Origin of the sequence: Klebsiella sp. HMSC25G12 (genome assembly GCF_001807705.1) — a bacterium.
GTDB lineage: Bacteria > Pseudomonadota > Gammaproteobacteria > Enterobacterales > Enterobacteriaceae > Klebsiella > Klebsiella variicola.
Genome location: NZ_KV789913.1, coordinates 107,222 through 128,713 on the forward strand (window position 1 = coordinate 107,222; position 21,492 = coordinate 128,713).

Consider the following 21,492-nt stretch of genomic DNA (forward strand, 5'->3'; position numbering starts at 1 on the left):
ATGGAAGAATTAAAGTTGCACTGTCATGGCTGCGGCGGTTCTTTTGCTCGCGATGAGCTGCAATATCGTCCATCTGGCAGGGGTGCTTATCGGAGAGACTTTTATTTCTGCCCGGTATGCAATGAGAAAGAAAAGCAGAAAATCGCCCTCTCCGCTGCCGCTTCCTCGTTTCGTAAAACCTTGCCGTCCCGTCCGGGGCATATGGCCAACAAGCGCTAGTAGGTAACGATATGATCATTCCGTCAAAGTTAATCCGCGCCGCTCTGGTGTGTGTAGCCAAAAACGACCCTCGTTACTACCTGTGCGGGATACATATCACACCGAAATACATAGAGAGCACTAACGGTCGAGTAGCGCTGCGCATGGAGCATGGCATCCGGACAAAGAGGGATATCATCGTCCAGTTTGAAGGGAAGATACCTGCTAAGGCTGAGACAACAGAGCTTATCTTTAATAAAGAACCACTCGCGATTCATCGTGACCAGTATCTAAATCGACTGGCTATTACCGGCATTAAATTGATAGATGGTCGCTTTCCAGATTTGGGGAAAATTATCCCTAAAAAATTCAACCTAAGCGCCAATCCAGTCATTCAGGCCGAATACCTTGGATATCCGACAAAGATGTTCAGTTGTGAAGGTAACTTTATTCCTATGCAAATTTGGCCCTCTGGCGAGTTTGATGCAGTGAAAATAAAGTTCAACAAACAAATCGACACCGCCTATGGCAATCCTCAATTCATAGTCATGCCATGCCGTGACGATTACTTTAAGGTTAAGGAACAGGAATCATGAAAATAGAATTCAATGATCAAGGGTCGGATTCAGTCATCACATTAACGAGCACAGTTTTCGAATTCCGCCTTCACAACCGCGCTGTTGATACGGCGCTATTTCTTGCTCCTTCGGTTCGTGCTAAGCGTAACGGTTTTTTTGTTTTAAAAACGGTTATTACCGGTAAACCCTCTCACGTACTGCGTGCGTATAAAGCGATTAAAGCGGAGGCATCACGATGAGCAAATCTTTAAACGCGCGTTGTATCCGCCGCTGGGAAGTGAAATTTAAATCTGTCTGCGACTCAAAGCATAACCCCTACTGGCGCAAAAGCGACCTCCGCGGGTATATCCGCGAAGCAGCGCTCACCACAGCATACAGCATGGTAGAGAGCATGGCTGAACGTAACGCCAAGGTTGACTATGACGGCGCGCCGAATAGCTGGAGTTATGAGTTTTCTCTCTGGTATCGCTTACGCCGGGAAAAATATCTCAAAGAAGCTCGCGACTACCTAGACGAAGACGCTACCAACGACGAAATCGACGAAGAGATCGAAAATGAACTGGAGGCCTGGAATGACTAAGCAAACTGAAAAAATCGTGTTGATGGACAGTGATGAAGCGGCCAGCATCCAGACCTTAACTGGTTGGGTTTCGCGTGATGGTCGATTTTGGGGTGGTGACGAGCATATGGCTCGCTGGAGTGGTGCGACGCACCGTAAGTGCAAAAACAAACCCGACGATCACCCTATTCATAGCACTCATAGCTATTGTGAAGAGTGCCATCGAGAAAGTCGTCAGGCCAAGTTCGCTGCACTTGAGCGCGCCGTGTGGGCTGGCGAGCCTCTCGTTATCTTCGACGACGACACCTATTTTTTTGACGTGGAATCTCTGGTTGATTACTGCTGTGAAAACTCGGTGTTTCCGAGCGAGCTGCAATTACTTATCTGCGAGCCAAACTACCCTCCAGAATTCGATCTGGAACAGCATTGCGAAGAAATTATGCCGGAAGGTGATGATTATTACTGCTTGCCACAGGCCGTGCGTGATGCTGCCGAAGCACTGAATAAGGCCATCAAGGAAAGCTCGCCAGTATCGTGGTCCGGTAGTGACCGCGCGGCCATCGTGTCAGATGACATTCTCAACGATGAGCAGAAGGCTGACATCATAGCAGAGCGCGTTGAAGGCGGTGCAGCATGAGCGACTTACTCGAAATCAAGGTAGGCCGCACATACCGGGCAAAGCGGCCGCGCCCTGCTGGCACCATTATCAGCCCGCTGGTGAACGACCGTACCGTTACCTGGTTCAGCAGGTCACACGTCCAGTATGACAGCCCGTCCGTTTCGTTTGGGCGGCATTACCCCACAGTCACCATCGAGAAGTTTCGCTCATGGGCTTCTCACGATGTTACCGACGAACTTCCCCAGGGTGAGTACGCCCCATGGCCAATTAAAAAGGCAGGCACAGCATGAGCGTAGGAATTGCCATCATTAACCGCCCAACAGTCGCGGCTATCATAGCAGGGAAGACTTTAAGCGGATGTATGAGACTTGGTGCCACTATCGTGGCCTGAAAGTGGTGTGAGGTGAAAATGAATACAATGTTTTTGTTAATGGCCGAATATGGGTCTGCTACGGTTCCACTCAGCCAGGTGTGCGAAAAGTATTTTGGGCTGAAACCGGCAACCGCAGAAAAACGCGCGGCTACGGGCGAGATACCCATTCCGACCTTCCGGGCGGCAGAGAGCCAGAAGGCACCACGTATGATCCATATTCAAGACCTTGCTAATCACATCGATGCGCAGTTGAAGAAAGGGCGTGACTTACTGGAGCAGATGAAAGGCTACAGTAAGTGATACTGCTACAATGATTCCGGATGCCGCCCATTGCGTAGCATCCGGAATTATTTTTGCACACCAAAGCACCCCAATAGAACCCCATAAACAATTAACTTATTGTTATCATTACTTATAATTACCATGTTCAACTGGAGCAACATGGGCAAGTTTATGGCCGTCGGTCTGACGGACCTGCTGGAGAGCGCCGGGATGAACGGCGTCCCGGCGTTTGTCGGGCTCGCGCTGCTGTCGGCTTTTCTGTGTATGTTTATCGCCAGCGGCTCGGCCATCTGGTCGATTCTGGCGCCGATCTTCGTGCCGATGTTTATGCTGCTGGGCTTTCACCCGGCCTTTGCGCAGATCCTCTTTCGCATCGCCGATTCATCGGTGCTGCCGCTGGCGCCGGTGTCGCCGTTTGTGCCGCTGTTTCTCGGCTTCCTACAGCGCTACCGACCGGATGCCCGCCTCGGCACCTACTACTCGCTGGTTCTCCCTTACCCGCTGATTTTTCTCGCCGTCTGGCTGCTGTTGCTGGTGGGATGGTATCTGGTGGGACTGCCGATCGGCCCGGGCATCTATCCGCATCTTCCTTAACCTGCTGGCAGGCCAGGGATGGCCGTATAGCCTTAACGCGACACCTTCGTTTTCACTTTGCTGGCCGCATGATCCACACTGGCTAATTTATAGAAAAGCGCTTTGTACACCCTTTCAAACACCAGGGTCAGACCGTGGATCGCTAAGCCGCTGATGATCAATACCAGTACGCCAGTCAGTATATATTGCATAGCCCCACCTCTGAGTGATTAACAGCGCCGCGCTGAGGCGTCGGCACCCTACCAGGCGCGTGAAGCACCGGTATCGTCAGTTAAAAAGTAGCAAAAACCATGCCCGATAACCCGCCAGGATCGATCCAAAAATAAATCATCGTGGCTTACGCAGAGCGCCAGCCCGTGATGCGGCTTTACCTTTTGGGAGTATAGTTGACTGTCGTCAGCGCGTGGTATCGTGTGCCCCTCATGTACGATGGTGGATGACAGAAACGATGTTGACCTTGCTGCAGGATAAAATGGATACCCCGCTGGGGCCGCTGTGGGTACTTTGCGACGAACAGTTTAATTTGCGCGCCGTCGAGTGGGACGAGCACCGCGATCGGATGGAAACCCTGCTCGACGTTCACTATCGACAGGAAGGTTATCAGCGCGTCGACTGCCGCAACCCAGGCGGCCTCAGCAGTAAGCTGAACGACTATTTCGCCGGCGATCTGGCGATTATCAATACCCTGCCTACCGCCACCGCTGGCACCCCTTTCCAGCGTCAGGTCTGGCAGGCGTTACGCGATATCCCCTGTGGCCAGGTGATGCACTATGGCCAACTGGCCGAGGCGCTCGGACGCCCCGGCGCCGCTCGCGCCGTGGGGGCCGCCAATGGCGCCAATCCGGTGAGTATCGTGGTGCCCTGCCATCGGGTCATCGGGCGTAACGGTACCCTGACCGGCTATGCCGGGGGCGTGCAGCGAAAAGAGTGGTTATTGCGCCATGAAGGGTATCTTTTACTTTGACTGAAAATGCCTTTTCTGGAATCTTCAGGTAATTTTACAATCAAACATAGCGAAATAATCTATTGCTTATCAAGCAGATATGCATCCGTTTTGATTTACCCTGCTGATATTACGTGTTTCCGGGTCTGAAGACTTACCTGCTGATCAAAAAGATGTTAAAATTGACCAATATCAATTAAGGCCTGAGCAGACATATGATCCCTGAGAAGCGAATTATTCGACGCATTCAGTCTGGCGGTTGTGCTATCCATTGTCAGGATTGCAGTATCAGCCAGCTCTGCATCCCCTTTACTCTGAACGAGCATGAGCTTGATCAGCTGGATAATATTATCGAGCGGAAAAAGCCTATCCAGAAAGGTCAAACCTTGTTCAAAGCCGGTGATGAGCTGAAGTCGTTGTACGCTATTCGCTCCGGGACCATCAAAAGCTACACCATCACTGAGCAAGGTGATGAGCAGATCACCGGCTTCCATCTGGCGGGCGATCTGGTGGGCTTCGACGCCATCGGCACCGGTCTGCACCCGAGCTTTGCGCAGGCGCTGGAAACCTCGATGGTCTGCGAAATCCCCTTCGAAACCCTTGACGATCTTTCCGGAAAAATGCCGAATCTGCGTCAGCAGATGATGCGCCTGATGAGCGGCGAGATTAAAGGCGACCAGGATATGATCCTGCTGCTTTCCAAAAAGAATGCCGAAGAGCGCCTGGCGGCGTTTATCTACAACCTCTCTCGTCGTTTCGCCCAGCGCGGCTTCTCACCCCGTGAGTTCCGCCTGACCATGACCCGCGGCGACATCGGTAACTATCTCGGCCTCACTGTCGAAACCATCAGCCGTCTGCTGGGGCGTTTCCAGAAAAGCGGCATGCTGGCAGTGAAAGGCAAATACATCACTATTGAAAACAGCGATCTGCTGGCCCAGCTGGCCGGTCAGGCGCGCAACGTCGCTTAATCTCTGCGCACCACCTGGTCACGATCGGCAATTTTTTAAGATTTGTTGATCTGACCAGGCTCCTCCCCTGTTTCAATTCATCCATATAGGTTATCTTTTTAGTAACTGACGGTAGCTGCAGTTGTAAGGAGACCCTGTATGGCGAAGTATCAGAGCATGCTGGTAGTAATCGATCCTAACCAGGACGACCAGCCGGCACTTAGGCGCGCGGTGTACTTGCACCAACGGATTGGTGGACGCATCAAAGCCTTTTTGCCGATCTATGATTTTTCTTATGAAATGACCACCCTGCTGTCGCCGGACGAACGCACGGCGATGCGCCAGGGCGTTATTGCCCAACGTACAGCCTGGATACGCGAGCAGGCGAAATTCTATATTGAATCGGGTGTGCCGATCGACGTAAAAGTGGTGTGGCACAACCGCCCCTTCGAAGCCATTATTCAGGAAGTTATTAGCGAGAAACACGACCTGCTGTTGAAGATGGCCCACCAGCACGACAAACTGGAGGCAGTGATCTTCACCCCCACCGACTGGCACCTGTTGCGTAAGTGTCCCTGCCCGGTGTGGATGGTAAAAGACCAACCGTGGCCGGAAGGTGGCAAAGCGCTGGTCGCGGTCAATCTCGCCAGCGAAGAGAATTATCACAACACCCTGAACGAAAAGCTGGTTCGGGAAACGCTGTCTCTGGCGCAAGAAGTTAACCATACCGAAGTACATCTCATCGGCGCCTACCCGGTGACCCCCATCAATATCGCGATTGAGCTTCCGGATTTTGATCCCAGCGTCTACAACGACGCCATTCGCGGTCAGCACCTGCTGGCGATGAAAGCGCTGCGGCAGAAGTTTGGCATCGATGAGAAATTCACCCACGTGGAAAAAGGCCTGCCTGAGGAGGTGATCCCGGATCTCGCCGAGCATCTGCAGGCGGGGATCGTGGTGCTGGGAACGGTCGGACGTACCGGCCTGTCAGCGGCGTTCCTCGGCAATACCGCGGAACAGGTGGTCGATCATCTGCGCTGTGACCTGCTGGTACTCAAACCGGAGGCCTACCAGACGCCGGTGGAACTGGACGACGACGACGACGATTAACCCTCTTCTCGTACCGCTCATCTTCCCCCGCCTCGCGGGGGATTTTTTTTGCTTGCTGCCAGTCAGGCACAAAAAAAGGGCCGCTGGCGGCCCCTGTCACTGTCCAGCGAGAATGGCTTAGTGGATACCCAGACGCCAGGCCAGATCGATCTCTTCTTTCAGCTCCAGCGATGAGAGCGCCATCAGGTCAGCAAACTCCAGCTCCAGCAGTTTCAGCTTTTTCAGATACTGCGCTGGGGTCATGACGGTAGTGTCGCGGCGTAAGAATTCGATGGCCATCTGCGTTGGGGTTAACTCGGTATCCATAATATCCTCTGTCTGATGTAATAACCGGGACATTATATCATCTCTCACCGCTTATTTTATGAACAATTCCAGGCATCTCTCCGCATATAAAAAAGCCGTCTCACAGGAGACGGCTTATAAACAAACGTTGTAAAACAAGCGTGCTACATTACAGCGCTTTCAGGATCGCATCGACGCTGGCTTTCGCATCCCCAAACAGCATATGGGTGTTCTCTTTGAAGAACAGCGGGTTCTGTACGCCGGCGTAGCCAGTGTTCATCGAACGCTTAAAGACCACCACGTTCTGCGCTTTCCAGACTTCCAACACTGGCATACCCGCGATAGGGCTCTTCGGATCGTCCTGCGCCGCCGGGTTGACGGTGTCGTTGGCGCCAATCACCAGCACGGTGTCGGTATCGCTGAAATCGTCGTTGATCTCATCCATCTCCAGCACGATGTCGTAAGGCACTTTGGCTTCCGCCAGCAGCACGTTCATATGCCCCGGCAGACGCCCGGCCACCGGGTGAATACCAAAGCGTACTTTGATACCCCGCGCCCGCAGCTTCTCGGTAATTTCTGCCACCGGATACTGCGCCTGGGCCACCGCCATACCGTAGCCAGGGGTGATGATCACCGACTGCGAGTTTTTCAGCATCTCCGCTGTCTCTTCCGCGCTAATCTCGCGATGTTCGCCCACTTCTTCATCGCCGCCGCTGGAAGACCCATCGGTGCCGAAGCCGCCAGCAATCACGCTGATAAAGGAGCGGTTCATCGCCTTACACATAATGTAAGAGAGGATGGCACCGGAAGAACCCACCAGCGCGCCGGTGACGATCAGCAGGTCATTGCTCAGCATAAAGCCCGCTGCCGCTGCCGCCCAGCCCGAGTAGGAGTTGAGCATGGAAACCACCACCGGCATATCCGCGCCGCCGATAGAAGCCACCAGGTGCCAGCCGAAGGCCAGCGCGATCGCGGTCATCACCAGCAGGCACAGGACCTGGGTACCAGTGCTGTCGGCGCGAACAAAAATCACCATCAGCACGAAGGAGACCACCAGCGCCGCCAGGTTCAGCTTATGGCGATTGGGCAGCATCAGCGGCTTCGAGGAAATTTTGCCGCGCAGTTTACCAAACGCCACCACCGAACCGGTGAAGGTGACTGCACCGATGAAGATGCCGAGGAACACTTCGGTCAAATGGATATTGACCAGAATCTGCTCCATCCCGGTTTCATGCTGCAGGTAGCTGTTAAAACCCACCAGCACCGCCGCCAGGCCCACGAAGCTGTGCAGGATAGCCACCAGCTCCGGCATCTCGGTCATCTCGACCTTTTTCGCCAGACGAATACCGATCGCCCCACCGATCACCATCGCGAGGATGATCCAACCGACGTTGCCGGCGTCCGGCCCCAGAATCGTGGCGATCAGGGCGATAGCCATCCCGGCGATGCCGAAATAGTTGCCCTGCTGCGACGTTTCGTGTTTCGACAGACCCGCCAGGCTGAAAATAAACAGGATTGCGGCAACAATGTATGCAGCTGTAACTAATCCACCAGACATGTGCTACCCCTTATCCTTTGCGAAACATTTTCAGCATGCGCTGAGTCACGGTAAAACCACCGAAAATATTAATGCTGGCGATCAGTACCGCGATAAAGCTCAGGAAGCTGACCCAGCCCCCGTGGCCTATCTGCAACAACGCACCAACAACGATAATGCCCGAAATCGCGTTCGTCACCGACATCAGCGGCGTATGCAGCGCATGGGAGACGTTCCATACCACGTAGTAACCTACTACGCAGGCCAGCGCGAAGACGGTGAAATGGCCAAGAAACTCTTTTGGCGCGACGTTCGCCAGCCAGCCGAAGAGGATAATCGCCAGCGCTATCAGGGCATATTTACGCCATGGGGACACCGGTTTTGCCGCTTCTTTCGGCGCTTCCACTTTTTTCGCTGCAGCCTGCGGCTGAACGGAGACCTGAATCGGCGGCGCCGGCCAGGTGATTTCGCCTTCGCGCACTACGGTCACGCCGCGCACCACCACGTCATCGAAATCGATAACAATGTTGCCATCTTTCTCTTTGCACAGCAGCTTCAGCAGGTTAACCAGGTTGGTACCGTAGAGCTGGGAAGACTGGGTCGGCAGACGGCCCGGCAGATCGGTGTAACCAATAATTTTCACGCCGTTGGCGGTGGTGACCACTTCGCCGGGCACGGTGTACTCACAGTTGCCGCCATTTTGCGAGGCGAGGTCGACCACCACGCTGCCCGACTTCATGGAGTCGACCATCTCGCGGGTGATCAGTTTCGGTGCCGGTTTACCCGGAATTAACGCCGTGGTGACGATGATATCGACATCTTTCGCCTGGGCGGCGAACAGCGCCATTTCGGCCTTAATAAAGGCCTCAGACATCACCTTGGCGTAGCCGTCGCCGCTGCCGGCTTCCTCTTTAAAGTCCAGCTCGAGGAACTCGGCGCCCATACTCTGCACCTGCTCCTTCACTTCCGGACGGGTATCGAAGGCGCGGACGATAGCGCCCAGGCTGTTGGCGGCGCCAATCGCAGCCAGACCGGCCACCCCGGCGCCGATGACCATCACCTTCGCGGGCGGAACTTTGCCTGCCGCCGTAATCTGTCCGGTAAAGAAACGGCCGAATTCATGGGCCGCTTCCACGATTGCACGGTAGCCGGCAATGTTTGCCATTGAACTGAGCGCATCCAGCGACTGGGCGCGAGAAATACGCGGCACCGAATCCATCGCCATCACGTTGATATTACGGGCCGCCAGTTTTTCCATCAGCTGCGGGTTTTGCGCAGGCCAGATAAAACTTATCAGCGTGGTTCCCGGATTCAGCAGTGCAATTTCATCGTCATTTGGAGCATTGACCTTGAGGATGATGTCAGACTGCCAGACCTCGTTGCCCGCGACGATCTCAGCCCCTGCCTGGGTAAAGGCGGCATCGTCAAAGCTGGCCAGTTTCCCGGCCCCGCTTTCTACCGCGACGCTAAAGCCGAGTTTAAGCAATTGCTCAACGGTCTTCGGCGTGGCGGCGGCCCGGGTCTCCTGGGCTAGCCTCTCTTGTGGTACACCAATACGCATAGTTTTCCCTTCCATCGGTTTTTGATGATGGTTTACTTTTCTGACCAACAACGACAAGACGGCGAAATCTTCCTCGCCATCTTCCGCTGTCTGCAAAATGAAACAGTAACAAACTTTTTATAACCTACTGAAAATAGCGATTGTGATCTACAGCGATAAAACAGAAATTTTGATTTTATTGCTTATTGTCAGCACAGATGGTTTCGGGCAGCAATATTTACCTGAATTTCTCACTCAGGCCTGATAATCCGCTTATCCAGCGTGATAAAACGCCATTTATCGCCATTGAGATCATTGTATTAACATTACGTTAACTAATAAAAGTGGTATCGATTATCGTTTTTGCTGGTCAAGCGGCTGTTTTTTCAACATATCGAAAAATGTTATCTTTCCGTAGTATACGATTCGGGCGGCAAGCAAAAAATGACGCAGACAGTCACAACGATTAAATGCAATAATCAAACGTTTTCAGTCAACAACAACACCAGTATATGGTTTGCGCAAGGCAAAGGATTATTTTTATGAAGCTTAAAAACACCCTCCTGGCGTCTGCTCTCCTGACAACCGCCACGTTGTCTGCCCATGCAGCGACCGAGTTGACCCCGGAGCAGGCGGCTGCGCTGAAGCCCTACGATCGCGTTGTCGTCACCGGCCGGTTTAATGCCATTGGCGACGCGGTACAGGCGGTATCGCGTAAAGCCGACAAAGACGGCGCGGCCTCATTCTATGTTGTCGACACGTCGGACTACGGCAATGGCGGCAACTGGCGCGTCACGGCTGACCTCTATAAAGACAACGCGCCGCAAGCGGATGCGCCGAAAAATCGCATCATCAATGGCGTGGTAGAACTGCCGAAAGATCAGGCCGTGACGCTGATGCCTTACGACACTGTCACCGTTCAGGGCTTCTATCGCAGCCAGCCGGAAGTCAATGATGCCATCACCAAAGCGGCAAAAGCGAAAGGCGCCTATGCGTTCTTTATCGTGCGCCAGGTGGATGCCAACCAGGGCGGCAACCAGCGCATTACCGCTTATATCTATAAAAAAGATGCTGAAAAACGCGTGCTGCAGAGCCCGGACGCCATCCCGGCAGACTCTGACGCCGGTCGCGCGGCGCTGGCCAAAGGCGGTGAAGCCGCGAAAAACGTGGAAATCCCGGGCGTCGCCACCACCGCGGCTGTGGGCTCAGGCACTGGCGTCGGTCGTTTCTTCGAGACCCAGTCTTCCAAAGGCGGGCGTTACACTGTCACGCTGCCGGACGGCACAAAAGTGGAAGAAGTGAACAAAGTGACCGCGGCGCAAATGGTGCCGTTCGATAATATCCAGTTCACCGGCAACTACGGCAACATGACGGAAATCTCCTATCAGACGGCGAAACGCGCGGCGAAGAAAGGGGCGAAGTACTACCACATCACCCGTCAGTGGCAGGAACGCGGCGGCAACATCACCATCAGCGCTGATTTGTACAAATAATCACTGCTGACTGGCTAAAAAGGCGGCGCAATGCCGCCTTTTCATTTTTTTTCATCCCCCGCCATTGCATGGCTCCCGGACACTCCGTAAAATCCCGCGCCTTAGCGCAATCCTCCATTTTTATGCGATTTCGCAAAATAAATATTCTGGAACAGCCATTTTCACCTCGGGAATGCAATGGAAAAGAAACTGGGCCTGAGCGCCCTGACCGCCCTGGTCCTTAGCTCAATGCTCGGCGCTGGCGTATTCAGTTTGCCGCAAAATATGGCTGCCGTAGCCAGCCCCTCCGCTTTGCTTATCGGCTGGGCCATCACCGGCGTCGGGATCCTGTTCCTCGCCTTCGCCATGCTGCTGTTAACCCGCATTCGCCCCGACCTCGACGGCGGGATCTTCACCTACGCCCGCGAAGGGTTCGGTGAGCTGATTGGCTTCTGTTCCGCCTGGGGATACTGGCTCTGCGCGGTGATCGCCAACGTCTCCTATCTGGTCATCGTCTTTTCGGCGCTCAGTTTCTTCACCGATACCCCTGAGCTGCGCCTGTTTGGCGATGGCAACACCTGGCAGTCTATCGCTGGCGCTTCGGTTTTGCTGTGGGTTGTCCATTTTCTGGTCCTGCGCGGCGTGCAGACGGCGGCGGGGATTAACCTGGTGGCCACCCTCGCCAAACTCCTGCCGCTGGGCGCGTTTATCGCGCTCGCCGCCCTGGCCTTCCAGTTGGATACGTTCCGCCTCGATTTCCGCGGACTGGCGCTGGGAATCCCCGTGTGGGAGCAGGTTAAAAACACCATGCTGATCACCCTGTGGGTGTTTATTGGCGTGGAAGGTGCCGTCGTGGTTTCTGCCCGCGCCCGACACAAGCGCGATGTCGGTCGCGCAACGCTGCTGGCGGTGCTCTCCGCCCTCACGGTCTATCTGCTGGTCACCCTGCTGTCGCTGGGCGTGGTGCCGCGCAGCGAACTGGCCGGTATGCGTAACCCGTCGATGGCGGGACTGATGGTCAACATGATGGGTTCGTGGGGAGAAATCGTGATTGCGGCGGGCCTGATCGTGTCGGTGTGTGGCGCCTACCTGAGCTGGACGATTATGGCTGCGGAAGTGCCTTTCCTGGCCGCCACTCATAAAGCCTTCCCGCGCCTGTTTGCCCGCCAGAACAGCAACAATGCCCCGTCCGCCTCGCTGTGGCTGACCAATATCAGCGTTCAGGTATCGCTGGTGCTGATCTGGTTGACCGGGTCGGACTACGGCACCCTGCTGACCATCGCCTCAGAGATGATCCTCGTTCCCTATCTGCTGGTCGGCGCCTTTCTGCTGAAAATCGCCACTCGCCCGCTGCACAAAGCGGTGGGTATCGGCGCCTGCATTTATGGCTTATGGTTATTATACGCGTCGGGACCTGTGCATTTGCTGTTGTCGGTGGTACTTTACGCTCCGGGTCTTCTGGTCTTTTTGTACGCTCGACGTACGCACCAGCACGATCGTTCGCTCAAACGCCGCGAATTGGCGCTAATTGGTTTATTGCTGGTTGCCGCTGTGCCGGCAACGTGGATGCTGGTGGGGTAAGCGCTCGCCCTGCCGCAGAACGCATAGGAGATACCCATGGCTGAACAACAGCCCCGCCCGGTTCTGATCACAGGAGGAGGCCGCCGCATCGGTCTCGCGCTGGCACACCATTTTCTGCTGCAACACCAGCCGGTCATCGTCAGCTATCGCACGCCCTATCCGGCGATCGATGGCCTGCGCGACGCGGGCGCCCTCTGTCTGCAGGCCGATTTCAGCAGCGATGACGGCATACTGACCTTCGCCGAAGCGGTCAAATCGCACACCAGTGGCCTGCGCGCCATCATCCACAACGCCAGCGACTGGATGGCGGAGAAGCCGGGGGTAGCGCTGAGCACAGTGATCAACCGCATGATGCAGATCCACGTCCATGCCCCCTATCTGCTCAACCACGCGCTGGAGGATCTGCTGCGCGGCCACGGCCATGCCGCCAGTGATATTATCCATATTACCGATTACGTCGTGGAGCGCGGCAGCGATAAACATATCGCCTACGCCGCCAGCAAAGCCGCGCTGGACAATATGACCCGCTCCTTCGCCCGCAAGCTGGCGCCGGAGATCAAGGTCAACGCCATCGCCCCGTCGCTGATTATGTTTAATGAGGGTGACGACGAAGCCTATCGTCAGCAGGCGCTGGATAAATCGCTGATGAAAATCGCCCCAGGCGAAAAAGAGATTAGCGACCTTATCGACTATCTGTTTACCAGCCGCTACGTCACCGGCCGGTCCTTCGCCGTCGACGGCGGCCGCCCGCTGCGCTAGTGGAAGTGGTTCCAGCCCAGGATTAACAGCCAGGCGCATAGCCCCCAGCATCCCACCGCGCCTGCCAGCGCCAACGGCAGGCGCATGATCCCGGTGAAGTACCACAGCGATACCAAATAGACAAAATAGGGAATAATCGACCACATGCCGAACACGATGGTGGCGCGCAGGGCTTCAATACCGCGCTCGCTGGCGACGATATAGTGGGCGATGAGCGCAAAGGTAGGAAACAGCGGGATCAGCCCGGCGAGAGCGTAATTTTTCGTTTTTGCCAGCACGCCAATCAGCACCACCACCAGCGCACCCAGCAGCCCTTTGATTAACAGCCCCATGTCCTTATGCCTTAACAATGAATCAACAAGTTAGCGCAGCATAGCGGAAATAGCGCTGTTTATAAAAGAGTAATGGCGGGTAAAATAGACGCAGTGTATGTTACTTCTTTTACTGATGTGCAATAGACATGAATAAAATCGTTTTTGTTGAGGATGACCCTGAGGTTGGGGCGCTGATCGCCGCCTATCTCGGCAAGCATGATATGGAGGTGGTGGTCGAGCCTCGCGGCGACCGCGCAGAGGACGTGATCGCGCGGGAGAAACCGGACCTCGTGCTGCTGGACATTATGCTGCCCGGCAAAGACGGGATGACGCTCTGCCGCGATCTGCGCGGGCAATGGCAAGGGCCCATTGTCCTGCTGACCTCACTCGACAGCGACATGAACCATATCCTCTCCCTGGAGATGGGCGCCAGCGATTATATCCTGAAAACCACGCCGCCAGCGGTGCTTCTCGCGCGACTGCGTCTGCATTTACGCCAGCATATCGCTCCGGCGGGCGCCGGCGCCGGTACCCCGGCAACGCTCACGCCGCACAAAACCATCTCCTTTGGTTCGCTGACCATTGACCCGGTCAACCGCCAGGTGCTGCTTGGCGGAGAAAGCGTCGCATTGTCGACGGCCGATTTCGATCTGCTGTGGGAGCTGGCCACCCACGCCGGGCAAATTATGGACCGCGACGCGCTGCTGAAAAATTTACGCGGCGTCACCTACGACGGGATGGATCGCAGCGTTGACGTGGCTATCTCCCGCCTGCGCAAAAAACTGCTCGACAACGCCACGGAGCCCTATCGTATTAAGACCGTTCGCAACAAAGGCTACCTGTTCGCCCCACACGCCTGGGACAACTAAGCTTCTCCCGCGGCCCTGCGAGGGGCCCGTTTTATGGCGCACTCCCCGACAGTAACCACCTCAACTTTTACTGCTTAGGGCAACTGCGCGGGTTTCCCTCTTCGCGCCCGCTGCCCGCTGCGAATTTGTCATATTGCGTAAATCAATAGGTTTAGCCGTACAGTTCCCCATCACATAAGCCTTCAATATGATTGTGCTCAAGGACTTACCGTTATCAGAGTGGCATAAAGCCTGAAAACACAGGACTTTTGCATGATGAAATACGTTGTACTTTTGGCACTCTCACTCTTCACTTCACTCTCTGGTTGGGCTTTTTCCCTCGACAACGCCGATATTCGACTCCTCTGTCCACAGCGCGGGCAAATCGAGGTGATCCTCCACCGCTATGAACATACCCAGCAATCCTGGGGACAGCATCACTTTGAAACGGGAGGCGGCCACGTTCGCCAGGGACCGCTGCTGGTGATCCCGTTTGCCAACCTCGATCAGATGATTTACCACCAGACCACCGGCGAATTTGCTTACTGGTATGCCAAAACGGAAAAGCTGGTGCGCTGTCGTCTGCTGAGTCTGACGCCCCTCTATCCGGTGGATATTCCCTACTTTCGCGAGTAGCGATACCCCGCTCGACGCTCCAGGGTAGTGCAGGTCTGGTGGTTATAATTAATTTGTGACAACGTCACTAATTCAGATATTCCCGGCCGATATCATCCCGGATGACGCGACCTATACCGGGTATACCGGCGCCACAAAGATGGCAAGGTGCAACATGCCGAGCCCCCAAAGATGGTCGTTTTACAATAAATTTTCATTGTTCTAGTGTGAGTTAACTCAACACTCACGCGGTACGGGAGAGACAATGGGACGGTTCTCAGGTAAGAAAATTGTGATTACAGGGGCGAGCAGCGGTATTGGTCTGGCGGGGGCAATGCGCATTATTGATGAAGGGGGCGAAGTGATGCTGACCGGGCGCCACCAGCAAAAACTGGCGTCGTTACGCACATTGCTGCCCGAGCGCGCCTGGTTTCTTCAGAACGATGGCGCGAAACCTGAGGCGGCGCATGCCCTCGCCGAGTCTGTAGAATCATTTAGCATGCTGGATGGCCTGTGGCTGAACGCCGGGCAGCTCGCCTTTTCTACGGTGGAAAATACCACCGAAACGCAGTTCGATACCATCATGGCCAACAACGTCCGTTCCCAGTATGTGGTGGATGGCGGACTGCTGCGCTTATAAGGGCTCCGTCATTATTTATGCGTACGGGATGTTGTCAGTGAGGGTGAACCCTGCTTTGATAGCGCATTAAACCGGGCGTGAAACGTAGAAGTGATTTTGCGGTATATTCTGCCGTGACAAACGCCCTGGACTGCGGTCTGGTTTCGTTCCTGCATCACCGCTTTAGCGGAAAGACACATACCACACCGCGCCATGAAGGCAAAAGATAGGTAATTAACATTCTGATTTAAGTGAGATTTAATGAAAAAGCTGTTTGTGCAGTTCTATCTTTTGCTCTTCGTTTGCTTTCTGGTAATGACCATGCTGGTCGGTCTGGTCTATAAATTTACCGCTGAGCGCGCCGGACGACAGTCGCTGGACGATTTGATGAAAAGTTCGCTGTATCTGATGCGCAGCGAGCTGCGGGAAATTCCGCCGCGCGACTGGAGCAAGACGCTCAAAGAGCTGGATCTGAACCTGTCGTTCGATCTGCACATCGAACCAATGAGCAAATTTAAGCTGTCGGAAAGCTCGATGCAGCACCTGCGCGCCGGCGATATTGTCGCGCTGGATGACCAGTACACCTTTATTCAGCGTATTCCCCGCAGCCATTATGTGCTGTCGGTGGGCCCGGTGCCTTATCTCTATTTTCTGCATGAAATGCGCCTGCTGGACGTGGCGCTGATGGCGTTTATTGCTATCTCGCTGGCCTTTCCGGTGTTTATCTGGATGCGTCCGCACTGGCAGGACATGTTGCGCATTGAAACCGCTGCCCAGCGCTTTGGCGAGGGCCACTTCAGCGAGCGCATTCATTTTGACAGCATGTCCAGCTTTGAACGGCTCGGCGTGGCCTTTAACCAGATGGCCGATAACATTAACGCCCTCATTGCCAGTAAGAAGCAGTTGATTGACGGTATCGCCCATGAGCTCAGGACGCCGCTGGTCCGCCTGCGCTACCGTCTGGAGATGAGCGAAAACCTCACCGAGGCGGAATCGCAAGCGCTGAACCGCGATATCGGCCAGCTGGAGGCGCTGATTGAAGAGCTCCTGACCTACGCCCGCCTCGACCGCCCGCAGACGGAACTCAGCCTGACGACGCCTGACTTTCCCGCCTGGATCAGCGATCACGTCGAGGATATCCAGATGGTCAACCCGCAGCGCGAGGTCGCTCTGGCGACGCTGACCCACGGCAACTACGGCGCGCTGGATATGCGGCTGATGGAGCGGGTACTGGATAATCTGGTGAATAACGCCCTGCGCTACAGCACCCAGCGGGTGGCGGTCAGCCTGACCCTGCAGGGTCCGCGCGCGTCGCTGCAGGTCGAGGATGACGGCCCGGGAATCGCTCCCGAAGAGCGCGAGCGGGTGTTTGAGCCCTTTGTCCGTCTTGACCCCAGCCGCGATCGGGCGACAGGAGGTTGTGGCCTCGGCCTGGCGATTGTGCACAGTATTGCCCAGGCGATGGGCGGTGACGTGCGCTGTGAGGCCAGCCCTCTCGGCGGCGCCCGCTTCTGCTTTAGCTGGCCGGTTTATCATCAGTTGCCCGATTTTACCTCTGCCTGAATAAAACTTGCGCAGCGGCCGCGCGCTGCGTATGCTGTAAAAATCAAATAGTATGTTGTAACTAAGGTGAAATGATGGCCAGCTACGATCTTGTTGAACGTCTGAATGATACCTTTCGCCAGATCGAGCTGGAGCTGCAGACGCTCCAGCAGACATTAAGCAGCTGTCGGCTGCTGGCGGCCCGGGTATTTGAACTGCCGGCGGTCAGTAAGGATGCCGAGCACGATCCGCTGGCGAACATACCGGTGGTGCAGCACAGCGGCAAGGCGGCGCTGGCCCTCGCCCTGCGCCACTACAGCCATCTGTTTATCCAGCAGCAGTCGGAAAACCGCAGCAGCAAGGCCGCCGTCCGTCTGCCAGGGGCTATCTGCCTGCAGGTCACCGCCGCGGAGCAGCAGGATCTGCTGGCGCGCATTCAGCATATTAACGCCCTGAAGGCTACCTTCGAGAAAATCGTCACCGTCGATTCTGGCCTGCCCCCCACTGCCCGTTTTGAATGGGTGCATCGCCACCTGCCGGGCTTGATCACCCTCAGCGCCTACCGCACGCTGACGCCCCTTATCGACCCGAGCACCATCCGCTTCGGCTGGGCCAATAAACACGTGATCAAGAACCTGACCCGCGACCAGGTATTGATGATGCTGGAGAAAAGCCTGCAATCACCGCGGGCGGTGCCGCCGTGGACCCGTGAGCAGTGGCAGAGCAAGCTTGAGAGGGAGTATCAGGACATCGCCGCCCTGCCGCAGCGGGCGCGGCTGAAAATCAAACGGCCGGTGAAAGTGCAGCCGATTGCCCGCGTCTGGTACGCCAGCGAGCAGAAACAGGTGCAGTACGCCTGCCCCAGCCCGCTGATCGCGCTGATATCCGGCAGCCAGGGGGTCAGCGTCCCGGATATCGGCGAATTGCTGAACTATGACGCCGACAATGTCCAGTACCGCTACAAACCGGAGGCGCAGTCGCTGAGATTACTTATCCCGCGCCTGCACCTCTGGCTGGCTAGCGAGTAGCCAGGCTGCCAACCATCTCCTCAGGGCGCACCCAGCTGTCGAATTCGGCTTCCGTCAGGTAGCCCAGCGCCAGCGCCGAGGCTTTGAGGGTCAGCCCCTCATGGTGCGCTTTTTTAGCGATTTCCGCCGCCTTGTCGTAGCCGATATGGGTATTCAGCGCAGTGACCAGCATCAGCGACTCATTGAGCAGCTGGCTGATCCGCTCGCGATTCGGTTCAATACCCACCGCACAGTGCTCGTTAAAACTTGCCATGCCGTCCGCCAGCAGACGCACCGACTGCAGGAAGTTGTGGATGACCATCGGGCGATAGACGTTAAGCTCAAAGTTGCCGGAGGCGCCACCGATATTCACCGCCACGTCGTTGCCCATCACCTGGCAGCAGACCATGGTCAGGGCTTCGCACTGGGTTGGGTTAACCTTGCCGGGCATAATCGATGACCCTGGCTCGTTTTCCGGGATGGCGATTTCGCCAATGCCGCAGCGGGGGCCGGAGGCCAGCCAGCGGACATCGTTAGCGATTTTCATCAGGGACGCCGCCAGGCCTTTCAGCGCGCCGTGGGCATGGACCAGGGCATCCACAGTGGCCAACGCTTCGAATTTGTTTGGTGCGGTGACAAATGGTTGTCCGCTGAGCGACGCCAGCTCGGCCGCCACCCGCACGGCATACTCCGGATGGGTATTCAGCCCGGTTCCTACCGCCGTCCCGCCCAGCGCCAGCTCGGCAAGATGCGGCTGACTGGCTTCGATGTGCTTCAGGCTATGGTCCAGCATCGCCACCCAGCCGGAGATCTCCTGGCCTAACGTGAGCGGCGTGGCGTCCTGCAGATGGGTGCGGCCGATCTTGACGATATCCCTGAAGGCTACTGCTTTTTCATTGAGCGTCGCCCGCAGCGCCTGCAGCGACGGGATCACTTTTTCCCGCAGGGCAATCAGCGCCGCGACGTGCATGGCGGTGGGGAACACGTCATTTGAGCTCTGGCTCTTATTCACATCGTCATTGGGATGAATTTTTCGCGCCATCCCCCGTTCACCGCCCAGCAGTTCACTGGCGCGGTTGGCCAGCACCTCGTTCATATTCATATTGCTTTGGGTGCCGGAGCCGGTCTGCCAGATAGCCAGCGGGAACTCCTGCGCGTGCTTTCCGGCGAGGACTTCGTCAGCGGCAGCGACGATCGCCCCGGCTTTCTCCGCCGTCAGCAACCCGAGATCCTGATTAACCTTCGCCGCCGCCCGCTTGGTCAGCGCCAGGGCGTAAATCAGCTCCCCGGGCATTTTTTCGCTTGATATGCGGAAATGCTCCAGCGAGCGCTGGGTCTGGGCGCCCCAGAGTTTATCGGCCGGGACGTCGATGGCGCCCATCGAGTCTTTTTCACTGCGATGCGTTGTCATTACTTTCTCCTTGGATTCAAAGTGCGTCATAGCGACAAAGCTCACCTGCTTAAAAGACTAAGTATTGGCCAGATTTATAAGTTGTTTTGGTGGTTCGTGCCGCGAAGCGACATAAAAAAGCCGCCCGAAGGGCGGCCCAGACCGCTGACAAAATGCAATCGTCGGGATTGCCCGGCGGCGCTGCGCTTGCGCGGGCCTACAGAGAATTGCCTAACTGTTTAATATTGCTGTTTTTCGCAGGCCGGGTAAGGCGAAAGCCGCCACCCGGCAGAAAGGCGATCACAATAACGAAAACCGGTTTGTCATCGGCCAGAGCCGCCCCGAAGGGCGGTCTGGGTTACTTCACGCAGCGGGCGCACTGCGACGTCTGGATCTGCTGGAAGAAGTCATTGCCTTTATCATCGACGAGGATAAACGCCGGGAAATCCTCCACTTCAATTTTCCAGATAGCCTCCATACCCAGCTCCGGATATGCCACGCATTCGAGGCTACGGATGCTCTGCTGGGCCAGTACCGCCGCCGGGCCGCCGATACTGCCGAGGTAGAAGCCGCCGTGTTTGTGGCACGCGTCGGTGACCTGCTGGCTGCGGTTGCCTTTCGCCAGCATGATCTTGCTCGCGCCGTGCGACTGCAGCAGATCAACGTAAGAGTCCATGCGCCCTGCGGTGGTCGGTCCCAGAGAGCCGGAGGCATAACCGTCCGGCGTCTTGGCCGGACCGGCATAGTAGATCGGGTGATCTTTGACGTACTGCGGCAGTGCTTCACCGCTGTCGATAAGCTCCTTCAGCTTGGCGTGGGCGATATCGCGGGCCACGATAATAGTGCCGCTCAGCGACAAACGGGTGGACACCGGGTACTGCGACAGCAGCGCCAGGATCTCGCTCATCGGCTGGTTAAGATTCACCTTCACCGCTTCGCCTTCCCCGGCCTGGCGCAGATGCTCAGGGATATATTTCCCCGGATTGCTCTCCAGCTTCTCGATCCAGATGCCGTCGCGGTTGATTTTGGCTTTGATGTTGCGGTCGGCGGAACAGGAGACGCCCATCCCTACCGGGCAGGAAGCGCCGTGACGCGGCAGACGGATCACGCGGATATCGTGGGCGAAGTATTTCCCGCCGAACTGCGCGCCGAGGCCAAGGTTCTGCGCTTCCAGCAGCAGCTCCTGCTCCAGCTGAATGTCGCGGAACGCCTGGCCATGCTCGTTACCTTCGGTCGGCAGGCCATCGTAGTATTTGGTGGAGGCCAGCTTCACGGTTTTCAGCGTCGCTTCCGCCGAAGTCCCGCCGATCACAAAGGCGATATGGTACGGCGGACAAGCGGCGGTCCCGAGGGTGCGCATCTTCTCAACCAGATAGTTTTTCAGCTTCGCCGGGGTGATCAGCGCTTTGGTTTCCTGGTACAGATAGGTTTTGTTCGCCGAACCGCCGCCCTTGGCGATGCAGAGGAATTTGTACTCATCGCCATCGGTAGCATAAAGATCGATCTGCGCCGGCAGGTTGGTACCGGTGTTAACCTCTTTATACATATCCAGCGGCGCGTTCTGCGAGTAGCGCAGGTTGTCCTGGATATAGGTGTTGTACACACCCTGCGCCAGAGCGGCTTCATCACCGCCGCCGGTCCACACGCGCTGGCCTTTTTTACCCATGATGATCGCGGTGCCGGTGTCCTGGCAGGTGGGCAGAATGCCTTTGGCGGCGATATCCGAGTTGCGCAGGAACTGCAGGGCGACGTATTTGTCGTTTTCGCTGGCTTCCGGGTC

General features: G+C 56.1%; 24 protein-coding genes and 1 pseudogene. 18 read left to right on the forward strand and 7 right to left on the reverse strand.

What is annotated here, in order from left to right:
• From HMPREF3096_RS30630 to HMPREF3096_RS22920, 7 genes and pseudogenes are all read left to right on the forward strand, one after another.
• Entirely contained in the window at nucleotides 1-219 is a 219-nt protein-coding gene (locus HMPREF3096_RS30630) for a hypothetical protein (protein WP_141749343.1), read from the forward strand.
• An 11-nt stretch (nucleotides 220-230) separates the two neighbouring features.
• Nucleotides 231-794, forward strand: a complete 564-nt coding sequence (locus tag HMPREF3096_RS22890) for a beta clamp domain-containing protein (protein WP_070544647.1) — start codon at nucleotides 231-233, stop codon at nucleotides 792-794.
• Complete coding sequence (locus HMPREF3096_RS22895) at nucleotides 791-1,015, forward strand: hypothetical protein (RefSeq protein WP_070544648.1); 225 nt, start codon at nucleotides 791-793, stop codon at nucleotides 1,013-1,015. The genes HMPREF3096_RS22890 and HMPREF3096_RS22895 overlap by 4 nt, the downstream gene beginning before the upstream one ends.
• Complete coding sequence (locus tag HMPREF3096_RS22900; protein WP_032428566.1) at nucleotides 1,012-1,356, forward strand: hypothetical protein; 345 nt, start codon at nucleotides 1,012-1,014, stop codon at nucleotides 1,354-1,356. The genes HMPREF3096_RS22895 and HMPREF3096_RS22900 overlap by 4 nt, the downstream gene beginning before the upstream one ends.
• Nucleotides 1,349-1,972 carry a hypothetical protein gene (locus HMPREF3096_RS22905; protein WP_070544649.1) on the forward strand — a complete coding sequence of 208 codons (624 nt, stop codon included), beginning with the start codon at nucleotides 1,349-1,351 and terminating at the stop codon, nucleotides 1,970-1,972. Before HMPREF3096_RS22900 ends, HMPREF3096_RS22905 begins: the two co-directional genes overlap by 8 nt.
• Before the next feature lie 391 nt (nucleotides 1,973-2,363).
• Complete coding sequence (locus tag HMPREF3096_RS22915) at nucleotides 2,364-2,627, forward strand: pyocin activator PrtN family protein (RefSeq protein WP_064173858.1); 264 nt, start codon at nucleotides 2,364-2,366, stop codon at nucleotides 2,625-2,627.
• A 117-nt stretch (nucleotides 2,628-2,744) separates the two neighbouring features.
• Nucleotides 2,745-3,203, forward strand: a pseudogene (locus HMPREF3096_RS22920) (AbgT family transporter); the annotation flags it as partial.
• 32 nt (nucleotides 3,204-3,235) lie between these two features.
• Here the strand turns inward: HMPREF3096_RS22920 and HMPREF3096_RS22925 are convergent.
• Nucleotides 3,236-3,394 carry a hypothetical protein gene (locus tag HMPREF3096_RS22925; RefSeq protein ID WP_012541886.1) on the reverse strand — a complete coding sequence of 53 codons (159 nt, stop codon included), beginning with the start codon at nucleotides 3,392-3,394 and terminating at the stop codon, nucleotides 3,236-3,238.
• A gap of 257 nt (nucleotides 3,395-3,651) precedes the next feature.
• On the opposite strand from HMPREF3096_RS22925, the gene ogt reads away from it, so the two are divergent.
• From ogt to uspE, 3 genes are all read left to right on the forward strand, one after another.
• Nucleotides 3,652-4,167, forward strand: a complete 516-nt coding sequence (ogt, locus tag HMPREF3096_RS22930; protein WP_032730256.1) for a methylated-DNA--[protein]-cysteine S-methyltransferase — start codon at nucleotides 3,652-3,654, stop codon at nucleotides 4,165-4,167.
• A 194-nt stretch (nucleotides 4,168-4,361) separates the two neighbouring features.
• The gene (gene fnr, locus HMPREF3096_RS22935; protein WP_002903394.1) at nucleotides 4,362-5,114 is read left to right on the forward strand and encodes a fumarate/nitrate reduction transcriptional regulator Fnr; all 753 of its coding nucleotides are present in this window, start codon (nucleotides 4,362-4,364) and stop codon (nucleotides 5,112-5,114) included.
• Between the two features lie 138 nt (nucleotides 5,115-5,252).
• Nucleotides 5,253-6,203: a universal stress protein UspE gene (gene uspE / locus HMPREF3096_RS22940; RefSeq protein ID WP_008805063.1), complete on the forward strand. Its 951-nt coding sequence runs from the start codon at nucleotides 5,253-5,255 to the stop codon at nucleotides 6,201-6,203.
• 117 nt (nucleotides 6,204-6,320) lie between these two features.
• Here the strand turns inward: uspE and HMPREF3096_RS22945 are convergent, their stop codons facing one another.
• The 3 genes from HMPREF3096_RS22945 to pntA all read right to left on the reverse strand — a co-directional run bounded on the left by HMPREF3096_RS22945 (nucleotide 6,321) and on the right by pntA (nucleotide 9,586).
• Nucleotides 6,321-6,509, reverse strand: coding sequence for a YdiH family protein (locus tag HMPREF3096_RS22945; protein ID WP_004887037.1), 189 nt, complete (start codon nucleotides 6,507-6,509; stop codon nucleotides 6,321-6,323).
• Nucleotides 6,510-6,657: 148 nt separating this feature from the next.
• Nucleotides 6,658-8,046 carry a Re/Si-specific NAD(P)(+) transhydrogenase subunit beta gene (pntB, locus tag HMPREF3096_RS22950; protein ID WP_012541888.1) on the reverse strand — a complete coding sequence of 463 codons (1,389 nt, stop codon included), beginning with the start codon at nucleotides 8,044-8,046 and terminating at the stop codon, nucleotides 6,658-6,660.
• A 10-nt stretch (nucleotides 8,047-8,056) separates the two neighbouring features.
• Entirely contained in the window at nucleotides 8,057-9,586 is a 1,530-nt protein-coding gene (gene pntA / locus HMPREF3096_RS22955; protein WP_032730255.1) for a Re/Si-specific NAD(P)(+) transhydrogenase subunit alpha, read from the reverse strand.
• Nucleotides 9,587-10,107: 521 nt separating this feature from the next.
• Between pntA and ydgH the strand changes: the two genes are divergently transcribed.
• The 3 genes from ydgH (at nucleotide 10,108) to folM (ending at nucleotide 13,377) form a co-directional block, all read left to right on the forward strand.
• The gene (gene ydgH, locus HMPREF3096_RS22960; protein ID WP_008805066.1) at nucleotides 10,108-11,058 is read left to right on the forward strand and encodes a DUF1471 family protein YdgH; all 951 of its coding nucleotides are present in this window, start codon (nucleotides 10,108-10,110) and stop codon (nucleotides 11,056-11,058) included.
• Between the two features lie 177 nt (nucleotides 11,059-11,235).
• Nucleotides 11,236-12,618 (forward strand): amino acid permease, encoded by a 1,383-nt coding sequence (locus HMPREF3096_RS22965; RefSeq protein WP_012541893.1) that lies wholly within the window; start codon nucleotides 11,236-11,238, stop codon nucleotides 12,616-12,618.
• A 36-nt stretch (nucleotides 12,619-12,654) separates the two neighbouring features.
• The gene (gene folM, locus HMPREF3096_RS22970; RefSeq protein WP_012541894.1) at nucleotides 12,655-13,377 is read left to right on the forward strand and encodes a dihydromonapterin reductase; all 723 of its coding nucleotides are present in this window, start codon (nucleotides 12,655-12,657) and stop codon (nucleotides 13,375-13,377) included.
• Here the strand turns inward: folM and HMPREF3096_RS22975 are convergent.
• Nucleotides 13,374-13,709, reverse strand: coding sequence for a GlpM family protein (locus tag HMPREF3096_RS22975; protein ID WP_008805069.1), 336 nt, complete (start codon nucleotides 13,707-13,709; stop codon nucleotides 13,374-13,376). The two genes, folM and HMPREF3096_RS22975, sit on opposite strands and share 4 nt — an antisense overlap.
• Nucleotides 13,710-13,837: 128 nt before the next feature.
• Here HMPREF3096_RS22975 and rstA point away from each other — a divergent pair, with 128 nt between their 5' ends.
• The 5 genes from rstA to tus all read left to right on the forward strand — a co-directional run bounded on the left by rstA (nucleotide 13,838) and on the right by tus (nucleotide 18,343).
• Entirely contained in the window at nucleotides 13,838-14,560 is a 723-nt protein-coding gene (gene rstA, locus HMPREF3096_RS22980; RefSeq protein WP_023322533.1) for a two-component system response regulator RstA, read from the forward strand.
• A gap of 252 nt (nucleotides 14,561-14,812) precedes the next feature.
• Nucleotides 14,813-15,175: a hypothetical protein gene (locus HMPREF3096_RS22985; RefSeq protein ID WP_032730254.1), complete on the forward strand. Its 363-nt coding sequence runs from the start codon at nucleotides 14,813-14,815 to the stop codon at nucleotides 15,173-15,175.
• 244 nt (nucleotides 15,176-15,419) lie between these two features.
• Nucleotides 15,420-15,794 (forward strand): SDR family NAD(P)-dependent oxidoreductase, encoded by a 375-nt coding sequence (locus HMPREF3096_RS22990; protein WP_032730992.1) that lies wholly within the window; start codon nucleotides 15,420-15,422, stop codon nucleotides 15,792-15,794.
• Between the two features lie 240 nt (nucleotides 15,795-16,034).
• Entirely contained in the window at nucleotides 16,035-17,336 is a 1,302-nt protein-coding gene (gene rstB, locus HMPREF3096_RS22995; RefSeq protein ID WP_008805073.1) for a two-component system sensor histidine kinase RstB, read from the forward strand.
• Nucleotides 17,337-17,410: 74 nt separating this feature from the next.
• Entirely contained in the window at nucleotides 17,411-18,343 is a 933-nt protein-coding gene (gene tus / locus HMPREF3096_RS23000) for a DNA replication terminus site-binding protein (protein WP_016160939.1), read from the forward strand.
• On the opposite strand, the gene fumC is transcribed toward tus, so the two are convergent.
• Both fumC and HMPREF3096_RS23010 read right to left on the reverse strand, forming a co-directional pair.
• The gene (gene fumC, locus HMPREF3096_RS23005) at nucleotides 18,333-19,733 is read right to left on the reverse strand and encodes a class II fumarate hydratase (protein WP_012541897.1); all 1,401 of its coding nucleotides are present in this window, start codon (nucleotides 19,731-19,733) and stop codon (nucleotides 18,333-18,335) included. The genes tus and fumC overlap by 11 nt on opposite strands.
• A 337-nt stretch (nucleotides 19,734-20,070) precedes the next feature.
• A partial coding sequence (locus HMPREF3096_RS23010) for a fumarate hydratase (protein ID WP_228704810.1) occupies nucleotides 20,071-21,492 on the reverse strand: 1,422 nt, incomplete at its 5' end.